Source organism: Faecalibacter sp. (assembly GCF_057177045.1).
On record NZ_CM169987.1, the window covers coordinates 590,188 to 606,200 of the forward strand.

Here is a 16,013-nt window from a genome sequence, read left to right on the forward strand (position 1 = left end):
ATGTCAACTCACTATAACGAACAAGCATTAGAATCTTCGATAGAAAAATACCTTGTTGGTGTTTCCTTAGAAGATTTAAAAAACGAAGGGAAATCCTTATCTGTATTTAACGAAGAAAATCAAGCCTATATCACTGCGAACAAATATTATATAGGTTCGCCAAGTGACTTTGATAAGCGATATGCGATAGATACAATTCGTTTTTGGAATTTTTTAGAAAGTACACAGAAAGAAGAATTAGAAAAACTAAAAGTTTCACCAGATTGGCAATTAAAGATACTGGAACGTTTCGAGCGAATGATTAAGAAAAATGGATTGTTGCATCTACTTAAAAAAGGATTGGATGTCGACAATGCTCACTTCACTTTATTCTACGAAGCTCCAAGTGCAAGTAGTGCGCAATCGATCAAAGATAACTTCAAGAAAAATCATTTTTCAATTACGCGTCAATTAAGGTATTCTTCGATAAATACGGGTGAAGAAATTGATATGGTAATTTTTATCAATGGTTTGCCGTTTTGTACGATTGAACTTAAAAATCCTTGGACAGGACAAACAGCTGCTGTACAAGGAATTCATCAATATAAATTTACACGAGACTTTAAACAACCATTATTAGAGTTTGGTCGTTGTTTGGTGCATTTTGCTGTTGATACAGACGAAGTGTATATGACAACAAAATTACAAGGGAAAGATACGTTTTTCTTACCATTCAATAAAGGAAATAATTTAGGAAAAGGAAATCCTGTGAATCCAAATGGTCATAAGTCAGCTTATTTGTGGGAAGAAGTTTTTCAAAAAGAAAATATTGCCAAAATTATTCAACATTTTATGTTGTTGGAAGGTGCAGACAAAGATCCGTTAAGTAAAAAGTTTTACATCTTTCCTCGTTATCATCAGTTGGATGTGGTATCCAAATTAATTGACGATGTACAAACTAATGGCGTAGGTGGAACATATCTTATCCAACATTCTGCTGGATCTGGAAAATCAAACTCAATTACTTGGGCTGCATTCCAATTAATTGAATTAGAAAATACAGATGGCAATCCAATGTTTGATTCTGTTATTGTAGTAACCGACAGACGAATATTAGATAAACAGCTGAGAGATAATATTAAGAGCTTTTCAGACATTAAAAATATTATTGGAGCTGCTTATTCATCCAATGACTTAAAACTCGCTCTAGAGGGCGGAAAAAGGGTGATTATCACAACCATCCAAAAATTTCCACATATCATAGACAGTGTAGATGAAATGAGTGATAAGCGATTCGCTGTCATTATTGATGAAGCCCATTCGTCTCAAGGTGGAACTGCTGCGGATAAGATGAACCAAGTTCTGGGGAAACTAGAAACGAATGAAGATGGTGAAGTGGATGGACAAGATTTAATTCTTCGTGCAATGGAAGCCAGAAAAATGAGATCTAATGCGTCCTACTTTGCTTTTACAGCAACGCCTAAAAATGCGACTTTAGAACGATTTGGGGTTAAACAAGATGATGGTTCATTTAAGCCTTTTCATTTGTATTCGATGAAACAAGCGATAGAAGAAGGTTTTATTTTGGATGTTTTATCTAATTACACAACATACAGAAGTTATTATCAACTTCAGAAATCAATTGAAGACGATCCTGAGTTCAATACAAAAAAAGCCCAACAGAAATTAAAAGCTTTTGTGGAACGTGATGAGCGTACGATAGAAGCAAAAGCTCGTATAATGATTGATCATTTTGTTCAACAAATTTATGATCGAAAATTATTAAAAGGGAAAGGGAAAGCAATGGTAGTAACACAAAGCATTGAATCAGCTATTCGTTATTACAAAGAGATCAAGAAAATTTTAGAAGAAAAAAATAATCCATTCAAAGTGGTCGTTGCATTTTCTGGAACAAAAATGATTAATGGTGTTGAGCATACAGAAGCTGGAATGAATGGATTCCCTGATACGGAAACGAAAGATAAATTTAACACGGATGAGTACAAGATATTAGTGGTTGCGAATAAATACCTTACAGGTTTTGATCAACCTAAATTAACTGCCATGTATGTGGATAAGAAACTACAAGGAGTTTTATGCGTTCAGGCTTTATCGCGTTTAAACCGTTCGAATCCAAAATTAGGTAAGAAAACAGAAGATTTATTTGTGTTGGATTTCTTTAATGATTCGGAAGATATCAAACGATCATTCGATCCTTATTATACCTCAACATCGTTGTCTAAAGCAACTGATGTGAATGTGTTACACGAATTGAAAGAAGAACTTGATGATTCTGGCGTGTATGAATGGTATGAAGTGGAAGATTTTAATACCAGATTTTTTAAAGGTGAACCTGCGGAATCGTTAAGCCCAATAATTGATGTTGCTGCTCAACGTTTTAATAAAGAGTTAGAATTAAGCGATGATCAAAAAGCTGATCTGAAAATTAAAGCAAAGCAATTTGTTAAGGTGTATGGACAGGTAGCTGCAATTATTCCATTCGAAAAATTGGAATGGGAAAAATTGTTTTGGTTTGCCAAATTCTTAATTCCTAAAATGATTGTAAAGCGCAAGGAAGACGAGATACTTGATGAATTATTAGAGTCAGTTGATCTTGCCACTTATGGTATCGAACGAGTTAAATTAAATGAAAAGCTGGAATTAGATGCTGATGAAACCACATTAGATGCAACAGGTAATTTACCACGAGGTGCACATGCTGATGATGACAAAATGAGATTAGAAGAAATTATTCGTGATTTTAACGAACGTTGGTTTGCGAATTGGGATGCTACACCAGAAGATAAACGTCAATTATTTTTTACATTTACGGATAAAGTTGTCACTCATCCAGATTATGAAACAAAATATCTCAACAATCCAGATGAACACACTAAACAATTGGCGTATAAAAAGATATTTGATGAAGTTGCATTGAGTATGCGTAAATTCCAAATAGAATTTGCAAAGAAGCTAACTGATGAGCACTTCAAACAAGATATGCTGAATAGTACACAAAGATTTTTAAGAAGATAATTGAAGCAGGACTAGTTCCTGCTTTTTTAGATTTGGATTTTGTGAGGGTCTCTCTAAATTTGTCTATATTTATGTGAATTGTAATACTCACTTAAGACCTTTTAAAATGAATAAAGACTCAGATCTACTAAAATTAGAAGAAACTAACGTTCTTAATCGTTTAGCAAAATCTGCATCTCAAACTGCGATCAGAGTTTCGGAAGCATTAGATTTATCGGTTCAGTATGTTCAAGGGAATCGCATTGTTGAAAGACAGCCAAATGGTGAGATTAAATTCATAAAAACGATCGACCGTGTGAAAGCTCCAAAAGAATTAAAAAAAGGTGCTAAATTATGTCTAAAATAAAACGTTTACGCGTTTTTGCTGGACGTAACGGCTCTGGGAAATCTACACTATTCGAAACTATTTCGTCTAAATTTAATGCAGGATATTTCATTAATTCTGATCTTATCGAAAAGGATATTTCATCAAAAGGTTTCATTGATTTGGATCGCTATGAATTAAAACTTACCGAAAAGGACTTCGAAGAATTTAAAACTGAAACGGCATCAATTTCTCTTTTTGATAAAGCTAAATTAGAAGGAAAATCAATTGATGTTATATTTAAAAATAATGTTTTAGTCGATAAGTCGAAGTCTACACATAGAATAGGGTAGAAAATGGTGGACATCCTGTGCCAGAAGAGAAAGTTGTTAAACGATACCATGCAACGTTAAATAATTTATCTCCAGCACTAAAATTGGTTGATAAAGCCTACATTTTTGATAATTCGACTAAAGAAATGAAGCTTTTCGCACAAGTTAAAAAAAGTGAATTAGAAATCATGGATGATAAAGTACCCAATTGGTTTATCCAATTATTATAAAAAATTAAGCAGGACATGTTCCTGCTTTTTTTATACCCCTACCATAGGGAGTCCTCCCTCCGTATCCTGCTAATTACTCCTCCTTACCTTTATAACTAAAATGGTGAGCAGATTGCTTCAAAAAATTTTGGAAAATTTTATTAACACAAAAATATATGAATCAATTCAATATGTGTTTTCAAATGGTTTTAGAATTTAATTTGAGTAATTTTTTTAAAGAAAACTAAGTTTTATGAAAATTGTAGGGTTTTTATTGTAGTGAAATAAAAAACAACAAAATGCATAAAAGAATTTTAATTCGTAAAGAAGCATAAGCTTCAATGAAGAATATTTCAATGTCAAAACTTCAAAAAATAATGAAGAGAGGAGAAGTTGTGTTTAGAAAATACCCTAACAAAAGAGTATTATTACCACTTTAGTATTCCAATACTCTTATTTAGATCTTCCCTGTGGAAGTCATCCATTAGGATGCAGTTACGGCTCGTAATTGATCATAATAACCAAAGCTAAGTGATGCTGAGGTTGCCTTATGGCAAATTATAATATCTTAAAGATGTTAAAGAAAAGAATTTATCCTAAAGAAGCAAAAGCTTATTTTGGAATCAAGTCTGATGGCGCTTTACACAAGCGCGAAAAAGAAGGGCTAAAAGTGAGAAAAGATAAAGGATCAAACCGTAAATACTATTACGAAGAAGATTTAATCAAATTTTCACAATTGTAAAAAAAGGGATACGAAAGTATCCCTTTTTTTTATCTTTGTATTAACCACAGAAGTTGAATGTTGGGTTCCCCTTTTAGTTCCCCTTTTGATTTTTAGTGTTTAATAATAGTTGAATATCAATAGATTACAAAAACAAAAAATGGATTTACAAGATCAATTAAAAAATTTATTTCCCGATCATATTCCTACACCTGAAGAAGAAGTAGAAGAACAAGCCCACGAATTATTTATTCAAAAGGAACCATTAATTTGTAAATTCGAAAAGCGAAAAGGGAAAGTAAATACCATTATTGAAGGGTATGAAGGAGAGACGGAAGATTTTAAATTACTAGCCAAAGAAATCAAAACATTTTTAGGTGTAGGGGGTAGTTTTAAAGCCGAACAAATCATTATTCAAGGGGATTATCGTGATAAAATTATGTCCTTTCTGAAAGATAAAGGATTTAAAGTGAAACGAGTAGGTGGTTAATAAAATAATTTGCCAACTGTTAAAAAGCATTGTATATTGCTTGTTTATTTTTAATTAAAAGTACTATGAGTAAAGCAGCATCAGAGTTAATTTTAAATGCAGACGGAAGTATTTACCATTGTAATATTAGACCAGAACATCTTGCAGATATTGTCATTACGGTAGGTGATCCTAATCGTGTGGAAAGAGTATCACAACATTTTGATACAATTGAACATAAAGCTTCTAAAAGAGAAATCGTTACACATACTGGAACGTATAAAGGTACACGTATGACCGTTATTTCGACAGGTATGGGTACAGATAATATTGATATTGTATTCTCAGAATTGGATGCTTTAGCAAATATTGACTTGGAGTCAGGAGAAATTAAAGATGAATTTCGAAAATTATCTTTTATTCGTTTAGGAACTTCAGGTGCTTTACAAGCGGATATTCCAGTCGATTCATATGTCATTGGATCTCATGGATTAGGATTAGATGGCTTGTTACATTATTATAAAAATAGTGAAGAAGTTATGATGCCTGAAGTGGAAGATGCTTTTATTCAACATGTGGATTGGTCGCCTAATAAGACTCGTCCCTATTTAGTTGAAGGTTCTTCTGTATTAATGAAGCAATTATCTTCTGAAAAAACAAAACAAGGAATTACTGCAACAGCTTGTGGTTTTTATGGACCACAAGGGCGATTTTTACGTTTAGAACCCAATCCATCTGATATTAATGAGCGTCTTACATCATTTCAATTCAATGATTTAAGAATCACAAATTTTGAAATGGAAACATCAGCAATTTATGGTTTAGCTAAAATGATGGGACATGAGGCATTGTCATTAAATGCTATTGTGGCGAATCGAATTTTAGGTGAATTTAGTCAGAATCCGTATCAGACGGTAGACGAAATGATTGTTTATGCATTAGACAAATTAGCCCAATAAATGATAAATTTGAAACCGATATTTTATATCGGTTTTTTTTATACCCTATGACCACGACTAAAGAACAACTATGGACAAGCAGCTTCATCTTTGCTTGTATTGCTAATCTATTGACAGGTATTGCATTTTACCAAATCAGTGTCACTTTACCATTTTTTATTATTGAAAAATTCGATGTGGATGTTTCCAAAATGACGATTATTCATTCAACTTATGTCTTATCTGCTTTATGCATCCGTTTTTATTCAGGATATTTGGTCGACAATTTTTCAAGAAAGAAAATTTATCTATTATCATTCATCTCATTTGTTTCATTATTTCTAGGATATACTATAGCCAGTACCATTTTTTTTCTTTTTTTACTCCGAATATTTCATGGAATCACCTGGGGAATAATTACAACTTCAAGTAATACATTGGCTATTGATTTATTACCTTCCAAAAGAAGAGGAGAAGGGATTGGCTTTTATGGCTTAATGTCAACTTTAGCCATGTCCATTGGTCCAATCATTGGGATGTACATTTATGATCATTATCAATTTGATTATATTTTTTATTCCGCCTTAGCATTCGGAATCATTGGAATTTTATTTGCGCTTTTTATAAAAGATCCCAATAAAAAGCCAGTGAAAGAAAAACGAATTAAATCTCCAATAACCCTTGATCGTTTTCTTCTGGTGAAAGCAATACCACTAGCGATCAATATTTTATTTTTAGAAATCACCTATGGTGCACTCTATACATTTGGTGTTATGTATGGAAAAGAACTTAAAATTGAAGGAGCAAGTTATATGTTTCTGAGTATTGCAATCGGAATTGCATCATCACGTATCTTTAGTGGTAAGTTGATTGATCGGGGATGGGTCAATCAAATTAATATGGCAGGAATTTTTTCAATGATGATCGGGTATTTTCTTATTGCTTATCCCCATTGGGATTGGTTTTATTTTCTAGGTGCCTATTTAATTGGATTAGGATTTGGCGTTTCAATTCCAGCATTTCAAACTCAATTTATGAATATGACAGTTCCTGAAAAAAGAGGTTCGGCTAATTCAACTTTTTTTATTGCAATTGATTTGGGATTAGGTATTGGAATGGTTGCAGCAGGACAATTGGTATTGCAAATGGGATTTCAAAATTTATTTATGCTATCCGGAATATTATCAATTGTAACTTTATTTTATTATTATGCAATTTCTTTACCTACGTATAATCGACATAAAATCATTTAAATATAAACGTATTGATTTAACATAATTCATTTATTTTTATAAAAAGTGAGGCATTTAAGCCTCATTTTTTAGCTATTTCATAGGATGAATTCATTCATATTCTATATCTTTCTGAATTTCAATACGCTAAGATTTAATTAATTTTTTGAATTATTAATGATTGCTAAACTTATAACGATAGAATTAGAATTTGCCGGAAATAATACAAATGGATTAGATTGATTCATAATTCAATCAAATGAATAATGGACAGATAAATATTTAATACGGCATATTTTATTTAACATAATCCAATAAATTTTATATAAAAAAAACCGCAATATGCGGTTTTTCTATAATGACATCAATTTTTTTGCTTGGTCTATGGCAGCATCTGTGATATCAGATCCTGAAATCATCTGTGCAATTTCTTCTAAGCGCTGATATTCAGTAAGTTGAATAACATTTGTTTTTGTATTATCATTGACCACTTCTTTATACACTTTTAACTGATGATTCCCTTTAGATGCAACTTGAGGTAAATGTGTAATAACTAATAATTGCATATTATCTGCCATTGTTTGCATGACTTTCCCCGTTTCATTTGCCACTTTTCCAGAAATACCCGTATCAATTTCATCTAAAATTAAAGTCGGTAGGTGAGTATGCGTTGCTAATAATTTTTTGATGGCTAACATCAAACGCGATCTTTCACCACCTGAAACTGATTTTTCAAAAACACGAGGTTCCATTCCTTTATTGGCACTGAACAAGAAATGTACTTGATCTTTACCGTGAAGATTAAATTCAGGAGTTTCTTCTAGTTGTATTAGCAATTGTGAATTTTCCATTCCTAATTGTGCCAATGTAGATAGAATATTTTCTCGAATGGTATCAATTGAAGAAAAACGATTTTTTCGAATGCGAACAACATATTTTTCGAGTTCATCTGTCACTACATTTAGTTGTTTGGTCAACTGAATAATCAAATCACTCAGATTATCAAAACCAGAGGTTTGAGTTTCCAATTGATCGCGAACTTCAATTAGTTCAGCAATGGTATTCACATTGTGTTTACGCAATAATCGGTGCAACAAATCAAAGCGTTCGTTCAGCTCCATTAATTTTTCAGGATTTAATTCTGTAGCATCAATTTTCATTTGTAATTCGCTCGCAATATCATCCAATTCAATTTTAGATGAAATCATACGTTCATACAAATCTTCAAGATCTTGAGAAAATCCTGTAATTTTATTTAATTTATTGCTTGCTTCATTTAATTGTGAAACGATACCCATTTCAGGATGATCTAAAAATTGATAAGCTTCTCCCAACGTAGCTAAAATTTCCTCTACATTGGATAAGGCCTTAATTTCTGTTTCCAAAAATTCAAGTTCATCTTCTCTTAAATTCGCATTACTTAATTCTTCCCAAAGGTGTAATTTATAATCTAAGTCTTGGGTTTGATTTTCTAACGAATACTGAGCCTCTTTAATTTTCTTTTTAATGGCTACATATTCATGATATGATTTTCGATATTTTTTTAAAAGATCTTTATTTTCACCATAAATATCTAACATGGATAATTGAAAATCATGTTCAAATATTTTTGGTGTATTAAATTGAGAATGAATATCGATCAATTGTTCCGACAACAAATGAAGATCTGTAATTTTTACAGGTGTATCATTTATAAAAGCACGGGATTTACCAGAAGGTAATAACTCACGGCGCAATATTGATTCATCTTCATAATCTAAATCATGTTCTTCAAAAAATTCTTGAAGTCCTAAATCTGCAATATCAAAAACAGCTTCAATAATACATTTTTCATCACTGTTTTTTAATGCTTTAAGATCAGCTCTTTCACCAAGGACTAATTTTAAAGCACCCAAAAGAATTGATTTTCCAGCACCAGTTTCACCTGTAATTGTGGTCATACCTGGTTGAAAATCAATTTCCAATTGATCAATAATTGCGAAATTATTTACACGTAATGTTTTAAGCATTTCTATTTTTTCAAATTATTCCAAATCGATGAATTCTTTGGAGAAATTGAATTTAAAATTTCTTTTAATTTTTCAACATTTGCAGTTGATACTTGACCACCACCAAAAATTTTTCCAATTTCATCTTTTTTAGCAGTCATAAAAATATCCAACGGATAAAATTGTGCGAATGATCCTCTGGTATAAAATTCCAATTGCATTAAAGCAGTTCCAATTGCATTTTTACCACGTAGTTCATTATCTGCCATAACGTCTAATCCATTGCGATGATATTGATATGCTAATGTACGTAATGTTTTATTGTCTGCTTTTAAAATATTGTTAATCAACATTGAACGAGATTGTAATCCATCCAAATCACTCCATCCCGAAAAACGAGAGCCTTGTCCAAAAGATGAAATTCGTTGTGCTGTTTTAAAATACTCTGTTCCACCATCACGACTAAATGTGTCGGCATCATATCCTAAAATTAAATAGACATAAAATGTAATTACATCCGTTAAATTTTTACCACTAAATTTACGTTCATTGAAGATTAGTTCTTCAAACTCAGTGTATTCAAAAGTAAAATTGGTATCATTTAAATTTAAGACTGGAGTGTAATAGGTTGAATTAAAAACGGGACGTCGAGACTGGACTTGTAATGTCGCAGTAAAACGATTGTTCTCACGTTTAGAAACTAAGATTAGAAAATTAGCTTCAATTCTTTCATGAGGTTTTAATCGATCTTCAGTCCATTTCGTTGAATTGATAAAATTCGTCAACGAACGCTGTAAGGTTTCATACACCTGAGTATTAGAACTTTGAACTTGGGAATAATCCACTTTCACATCAGCCATAATACTTTGTGAATATGCCATTGCACAAACACAAATTGAAAAGAATAGGGTAGCTAATTTTCTCATGTAATCTTTTATAGTTTTTTTAGAACAACATTTAAAATGTCTTTTGCAACATCCGCTTTAGATTTTGCATCAAACGTTTCTAAAGATAAATCTTTATCAATGATGGTTATTTTGTTGGTGTTTTTTTGGAAACCTGCTTCTTTATCCTGCATTGAATTAAGAACAATAAAGTCTAAATTCTTTTTGGCTAATTTTTGTTTCGCAAATTCCTCTTCATTATTGGTTTCTAAAGCAAAACCTACTAATAATTGGTTGGTTTTAATTTCTCCTAATGATTTTAGAATATCGGGATTTTTTACCAATTCAATGGTCATATCCTCATCATTCTTTTTAATTTTTTGAGTGGCCATCTCTTTTGGACGATAATCTGCAACAGCAGCTGACATCACCACCACATCAGCATCAGTAAATTGTTGGTGCATGGCCTCATACATATCTCGAGCTGATACCACATTGATGCGTTCAATTGGATATCCATGACAACTTTCGTGGCTTGGACCTGAAACTAAAGTTACCTTTGCCCCAAGGCGAGATGCTTCTTTTGCAATCTCAAACCCCATTTTACCCGAAGAATAATTACCAATAAAACGAACGGGATCAATGTTTTCGTATGTTGGACCAGCAGATACAACAACCTTTTTTCCGTATAAAGGTAAAGTAGATGCTATATGTTGCTCCATGAAAGTGATAATGTGTTCAGGTTCAGCCATTCGACCTTCACCCACTAAACCGCTCGCTAATTCACCACTTTCTGCAGGAATTAAAATGTTTCCATTTTGAACCAATTGTTGGATGTTTTCTTTTGTCGTTGGGTGTTGATACATATCTAAATCCATGGCAGGTGCGAAATATACTGGACATTTCGCTGAAAGATAGGTCGCTAAAACAAGATTGTCGCATGTTCCATCGGCCATGTGTGACAATGTATTGGCTGTACATGGAGCAATAATCATATAATCAGCCCAAAGGGCATATTCTACATGATTATTCCAATCTCCTTTATCACCAAAAAATTCCCATTCTACTGGATGTTTTGATAAAGTGGAAAGCGTAAGTGGTGTAACAAAATGTTGAGCATCAGGAGTCATGATGACCTTAACTTCTGCACCAGCTTTGATAAGTCCTCTTACAAGAAAAGCGGCTTTATAGGCCGCTATTCCGGCAGAAACTGCCAATAAAATTTTCTTACTATGTAAAACAGACATTATTTATCCTCATTTGGATTTCTGTAGTAAACATCGTTATCTAACCATTCTTTAACCGAAATTGCAGTCGGTTTTGGAAGTCTTTCGTAAAATTTAGAAACTTCGATTTGCTCTCTGTTTTCAAATACTTCCTCTAAAGAATCTGTATGTGCAGCAAACTCATCTAATTTCTGAATTAATTCAGATTTCATTTCTTGATTGATTTGTTCTGCTCTTTTTCCCATAATCACAATCGATTCGTAAATATTCCCAGTTTGCTCTTCGATTTTATTACGATCGTAAGTTTGTGTTGTTGGTGCAGCACCGATATCTTTGAAATTCATATCTAAAGAATTTAATATAATTAACTTAATTTATTTATTATTTGCATTGGCTAAGGCAGCCGCTCTTGCTTTTTCAAGTTCTTCTAAATCAGCTTTTACTTTAACCATCTCGTTTTCGATGTTTTTTAGTAATTTATCAGCTTCAGATTTATACGTTGTAGAAGGGTAGTACTTTAATAATTGACGGTACTGTGTTCTTGCTTCTTGTAAACGTAAATCTTTGCTTTCTAAACGGCTAAAATTCAATGCTAATTCAGCTTTAGAACGTAAAGCATACATCATGGCTTCTTCACGAAATTTAGAATCTGGATATTCATCCACCATGTTATCAAAAGCTACAGCAGCAGCTTTATACTTCATTGTTTTATAATATACTTTTCCGATTTCAAAAGCTTTAAGCTCCAATTTCTGGCGAAGTTCTGTGATGTATTTATTTGCGTTACTAACGTGTACAGATTCAGGATAGGAATTGATAAAGTTTTGTAACTCATCAATTGCGATATACGTACTGGTTTGATCTAAATTAAACTTAGGCGAATCTTTATAATAAGAAAACGCTGAGTTATATAAAGCTTCTTCCGCACGTTTATCTAAAGGATAAGAACCAGCAAAGTTCTTAAACATGTGACCTGCTAATTTATAGTTTTCGTCTTTAAAATGAGCATCTGCTGTATTAAACGCAATATCCGCCGCATGTTCTGTTCCAACAAACGAAGTTGAAATTCGTTCATATAATTCAACAGCTTGTACATATTTACCTTCTTCGTATAATTTAGTAGCAATAGTAAATATCTCGTCTTTATCAGTACTCTTCATTGCTTGATTATACATCTTGTTACAAGATGATAATGAAGCACCGATCAAAACTATTAAGGTTAGTTTCTTTAACATTCTGCAAATTTAATAAAAAAGAATTCTAATGTAAAGAAAATTTACATTAGAATCCTATTATATGGTAAAGTTTTTTATTGTTCTGCTGAAACATCTAAGGTTACGATATCACGGTCAAATAAATATAATCCGCCTTTATCGTTTCCAATCATTTCCAATTTATCTAAGATATTTCGTGCTAAACGTTCTTCTTCGATTTGTTCAGATACAAACCACTGTAAGAAATTATGAGTCGGGAAATCTTTGTGTTCTAATGTTAAGAAAACAATTTCATTAATAGATTCCGACACAAAAATTTCATGTTTTAAAATGGCTGTAAAAACTTCTTTTAAAGATTCAAATTCTTGTTTTGGCTCTTCAATTTGAGGAACAAATGCTTTTCCACCACGTTCGTTCACAAATTTGATTAACTTCAACATGTGTGTTCTTTCTTCATCTGCATGAGAATATAAGAAATTTGCTGTTCCTTCTAGACCTTTGCATTCAGCCCAAGAAGCCATCGCTAAATACAATTGCGATGAATCTCCTTCTAATTTGATTTGTTTATTTAAGGCGTTTAATACTTCTTGCTTAATCATTTTTTTATTATTTAAGATTAAAATTGGTTTAATAAATCTGCAATTTTCTTCGTTAAGTTTTCAGTTGCAGGAACTAATGGTAGACGAGTATACGGTTGACAAATGCCTTTGTGTGCTAATACCGCTTTAATTCCTACAGGATTTCCTTCTTCAAAAATTGCACGAGTAATCTCTACTAAATTATAATGAGCTTGGTAAGCTGCATCCACATTTTTATTTAATGCTTCACGAATCATTCCTGTAAAAACGGTAGGTAATCCTTGTCCCATTACAGAAATTACTCCTTTACCACCAGCTAAAGTCATTGGTACTGCAAATTCATCATCTCCTGATAATACAATAAAATCTTCACGTGTATTCATACGAATAATATTTGTTGACTGTAAAAAGTCTGGAGACGCTTCTTTAATTGCTATAATGTTTTTGAATTCATTTGCTAAACGAATTGTTGTTTCTGGCGCAATATTAGATCCTGTACGTCCTGGGACATTGTACAAAATAATATTCGCATCAGTTGCAGAAGCAATTGCTTTATAATGTTGATAGATTCCTTCTTGTGATGGTTTATTATAATATGGAGAAACCGTTAATACGGCAGTATAATCTGATAAATCTGTTGTTGCATATTCTTTTAAGACCTCTGCAGTATTGTTTCCACCAATACCTAGAACCATTGGAACACGTCCATTGTTCACCTTCTTAATCGTAGCAACAACTTCTTTCTTTTCTTCTTTTGTTAAAGTAGCTGATTCGGCAGTAGTCCCTAATAACACAAGGTATTCTACACCACCGTCAATACTATAATTAACTAAATTTTCCAATCCGTTGTAATCAACGCTACCATCTTGGTTAAAAGGTGTTACCAATGCTACACCAGTTCCGAATAATTCTTTCATTTTGATAATAAGAGTTATTATTTATATTTCTTAGTTAAAGGTCGTAATTAAATCTTAATAATTCAAACCTCAACATTTATTTATATTTTGATTTAAAAAAAATTAAAATAAGCGATAATTCAAAAAAAAATACCTCAAATTTGCAGTAATAATTTAAGTTTATCACTTTTCAAAAGTAATCAATAATGAAACTTTTAAAAAATAATATTCTTGCTATTTCTATGATTTTGCTTACCTCGTGTGGGACAGCATATCATCAACTAGCACCAGAATATAAAGCCAGTACTTCCATTGATTCTAGTATCGCTTCAGATTCTACAATTATCCAAATGATTCAACCTTATAAAACTGATATGAAATCCAAAATGGATCGTGTGTTAGCCTATGCACCGATGGATTTGCATAAAAATGGATATGGAGCACCACTTTGTAATCTAGTAGCCGATGTTACATTTGAAACCATCGATGAATTGTATCAAAAACAAGGAAAAGGTCATGTGGATATCGTTTTATTAAATTATGGAGGCCTACGCCGAACTTTTACTGCCGGAAATTTAACAGTAGGTAATATTTTTGAATTAGCTCCTTTTGATAATGAAATTTATGTTGTTCAACTAAAAGGTGAGACCGTAAAAGAAATGGTTGCATTTTATCTTTCTTTAAATTTTGGTCATCCCGTATCTGGTATCTCTGCGACTTCTGTTGATGACATAAAAGTAGGAGGTCAACCATTGGATTTGAATAAGGTGTATCAAGTCGTAACAAGTGATTACTTGTATAATGGTGGAGATAATATGTTTTTCTTTAGTAAAGCTTTAGATAAAGATATTGTTAACATCAAGCAAAGAGATCTTTTATTGGATTACTTTGAGAAAATTGATACCGTTCATGTAAATACTGATAAAAGAATATATAAATAATGGAAAGAAGAGATTTTATAAAGAAAACATCTTTTGCAGCAGGTTTAACGTTACTACCAACGCTTCCATTATTTGCAAATGATAAAGATGTAAAACGCATTACGATCTTACATACCAATGATCAGCATTCGCGTATCGAACCTTTTGAAACATCAACAAATCCTGTGACTTCTGATAAAGGTGGTTTTGCACGACGCTCAACTTTAATTCATAAAATTCGTCAACAAGAAAAGAATGTTCTTTTACTAGATGCTGGTGATGTATTCCAAGGAACTCCTTATTTTAATATGTTTGGAGGGGAGTTGGAATATAAATTAATGACTAAATTAGGGTATGATGCTGGTACCATCGGAAACCATGAATATGATAATGGATTAGAAGGTATTAAAAAAGCTCTTCCGCATGCTGGTTTTGATATTCTATCATCAAATTATGATTTTTCGAATACAATTCTTGATGGGGCTATTAAACCATATAAAATTATTTTAAAAGATGGAATTAAAATCGGAATTTTTGCTGTTGGTGTTGAATTGCATGGTTTAGTAGATCCACGCATGTATCAAGAAACAAAATATCTTGATCCGATCGAAATTGCACAGCATTATGCGCAAAAATTACGTCACGAAGAAAAATGTGATTTAGTTATTTGCTTATCACATATTGGATATGATTATAAGGGTTCGGATCAAGTGTCTGATCGTATATTAGCTCGTAAAACAAAAGATATTGATTTTATTATCGGTGGACATACCCACACATTTTTACCTGAACCAGAAGTGCATTTGAATGCTGATCAAAAACCTGTATTAGTAAACCAAGTGGGGTGGGCAGGACTATATCTTGGTCGTGTAGACTTTAATTTTCATAAAGGGAAACTAAAAGGTTACACTTCGTATAAATTAAATGAAATGGAAATCAACGAATTTGTATAATTTACTTTTCATTCTAATTCTCTTAAAGCCATTCTTCATAGGAATGGCTTTTATTATTTATAGCGCTAAACTTCGGATGAAAGATATAGACAACGAAATAACATTCGGAAATATTTCCTTTTTTATTCGGAAAA

General features: G+C 32.2%; 17 protein-coding genes. 10 read left to right on the forward strand and 7 right to left on the reverse strand.

Going from position 1 to position 16,013, the window contains the following annotated elements; genetic code table 11:
- From AC1QSP_RS02660 to AC1QSP_RS02695, 8 genes are all read left to right on the forward strand, one after another.
- On the forward strand, nucleotides 1-3,015 hold the full coding sequence (locus tag AC1QSP_RS02660; RefSeq protein WP_484079660.1) for a type I restriction endonuclease subunit R: 3,015 nt from the start codon (nucleotides 1-3) through the stop codon (nucleotides 3,013-3,015).
- A 106-nt stretch (nucleotides 3,016-3,121) separates the two neighbouring features.
- Nucleotides 3,122-3,361 carry a hypothetical protein gene (locus AC1QSP_RS02665; protein ID WP_484079661.1) on the forward strand — a complete coding sequence of 80 codons (240 nt, stop codon included), beginning with the start codon at nucleotides 3,122-3,124 and terminating at the stop codon, nucleotides 3,359-3,361.
- Complete coding sequence (locus AC1QSP_RS02670) at nucleotides 3,349-3,672, forward strand: hypothetical protein (RefSeq protein WP_484079662.1); 324 nt, start codon at nucleotides 3,349-3,351, stop codon at nucleotides 3,670-3,672. The genes AC1QSP_RS02665 and AC1QSP_RS02670 overlap by 13 nt, the downstream gene beginning before the upstream one ends.
- A 17-nt stretch (nucleotides 3,673-3,689) precedes the next feature.
- Nucleotides 3,690-3,881, forward strand: a complete 192-nt coding sequence (locus tag AC1QSP_RS02675) for a hypothetical protein (RefSeq protein WP_484079663.1) — start codon at nucleotides 3,690-3,692, stop codon at nucleotides 3,879-3,881.
- Between the two features lie 553 nt (nucleotides 3,882-4,434).
- Complete coding sequence (locus AC1QSP_RS02680; protein ID WP_484079664.1) at nucleotides 4,435-4,602, forward strand: hypothetical protein; 168 nt, start codon at nucleotides 4,435-4,437, stop codon at nucleotides 4,600-4,602.
- A 139-nt stretch (nucleotides 4,603-4,741) separates the two neighbouring features.
- A complete protein-coding gene (locus tag AC1QSP_RS02685; RefSeq protein ID WP_484079665.1) occupies nucleotides 4,742-5,071 on the forward strand; it encodes a translation initiation factor in 330 nt (109 codons plus the stop codon).
- 65 nt (nucleotides 5,072-5,136) lie between these two features.
- Nucleotides 5,137-6,009, forward strand: coding sequence for a nucleoside phosphorylase (locus tag AC1QSP_RS02690; RefSeq protein WP_322969913.1), 873 nt, complete (start codon nucleotides 5,137-5,139; stop codon nucleotides 6,007-6,009).
- A gap of 47 nt (nucleotides 6,010-6,056) precedes the next feature.
- Nucleotides 6,057-7,241: an MFS transporter gene (locus tag AC1QSP_RS02695; protein WP_484079666.1), complete on the forward strand. Its 1,185-nt coding sequence runs from the start codon at nucleotides 6,057-6,059 to the stop codon at nucleotides 7,239-7,241.
- 332 nt (nucleotides 7,242-7,573) lie between these two features.
- On the opposite strand, the gene recN is transcribed toward AC1QSP_RS02695, so the two are convergent.
- The 7 genes from recN to dapA all read right to left on the reverse strand — a co-directional run bounded on the left by recN (nucleotide 7,574) and on the right by dapA (nucleotide 14,027).
- A complete protein-coding gene (recN, locus tag AC1QSP_RS02700; RefSeq protein ID WP_484079667.1) occupies nucleotides 7,574-9,229 on the reverse strand; it encodes a DNA repair protein RecN in 1,656 nt (551 codons plus the stop codon).
- Between the two features lie 2 nt (nucleotides 9,230-9,231).
- Nucleotides 9,232-10,134: a type IX secretion system protein PorD gene (gene porD / locus AC1QSP_RS02705; protein WP_322969911.1), complete on the reverse strand. Its 903-nt coding sequence runs from the start codon at nucleotides 10,132-10,134 to the stop codon at nucleotides 9,232-9,234.
- An 8-nt stretch (nucleotides 10,135-10,142) separates the two neighbouring features.
- Complete coding sequence (gene coaBC, locus AC1QSP_RS02710; protein ID WP_484079668.1) at nucleotides 10,143-11,339, reverse strand: bifunctional phosphopantothenoylcysteine decarboxylase/phosphopantothenate--cysteine ligase CoaBC; 1,197 nt, start codon at nucleotides 11,337-11,339, stop codon at nucleotides 10,143-10,145.
- The gene (locus tag AC1QSP_RS02715; RefSeq protein ID WP_322969909.1) at nucleotides 11,339-11,662 is read right to left on the reverse strand and encodes a DNA-directed RNA polymerase subunit omega; all 324 of its coding nucleotides are present in this window, start codon (nucleotides 11,660-11,662) and stop codon (nucleotides 11,339-11,341) included. Before AC1QSP_RS02715 ends, coaBC begins: the two co-directional genes overlap by 1 nt.
- A 30-nt stretch (nucleotides 11,663-11,692) precedes the next feature.
- Nucleotides 11,693-12,553: an outer membrane protein assembly factor BamD gene (locus AC1QSP_RS02720; RefSeq protein WP_484079669.1), complete on the reverse strand. Its 861-nt coding sequence runs from the start codon at nucleotides 12,551-12,553 to the stop codon at nucleotides 11,693-11,695.
- Between the two features lie 74 nt (nucleotides 12,554-12,627).
- The gene (locus tag AC1QSP_RS02725; protein ID WP_322969907.1) at nucleotides 12,628-13,131 is read right to left on the reverse strand and encodes a ferritin; all 504 of its coding nucleotides are present in this window, start codon (nucleotides 13,129-13,131) and stop codon (nucleotides 12,628-12,630) included.
- A 17-nt stretch (nucleotides 13,132-13,148) separates the two neighbouring features.
- A complete protein-coding gene (dapA, locus tag AC1QSP_RS02730) occupies nucleotides 13,149-14,027 on the reverse strand; it encodes a 4-hydroxy-tetrahydrodipicolinate synthase (protein ID WP_484079670.1) in 879 nt (292 codons plus the stop codon).
- Nucleotides 14,028-14,212: 185 nt separating this feature from the next.
- Between dapA and AC1QSP_RS02735 the strand changes: the two genes are divergently transcribed.
- Together AC1QSP_RS02735 and AC1QSP_RS02740 are read left to right on the forward strand one after the other, a co-directional pair.
- Nucleotides 14,213-14,947: a 5'-nucleotidase C-terminal domain-containing protein gene (locus AC1QSP_RS02735; protein WP_484079671.1), complete on the forward strand. Its 735-nt coding sequence runs from the start codon at nucleotides 14,213-14,215 to the stop codon at nucleotides 14,945-14,947.
- Nucleotides 14,947-15,879, forward strand: a complete 933-nt coding sequence (locus AC1QSP_RS02740; RefSeq protein WP_484079672.1) for a bifunctional metallophosphatase/5'-nucleotidase — start codon at nucleotides 14,947-14,949, stop codon at nucleotides 15,877-15,879. Before AC1QSP_RS02735 ends, AC1QSP_RS02740 begins: the two co-directional genes overlap by 1 nt.
- The last annotated feature ends 134 nt before the right edge of the window (nucleotides 15,880-16,013 follow it).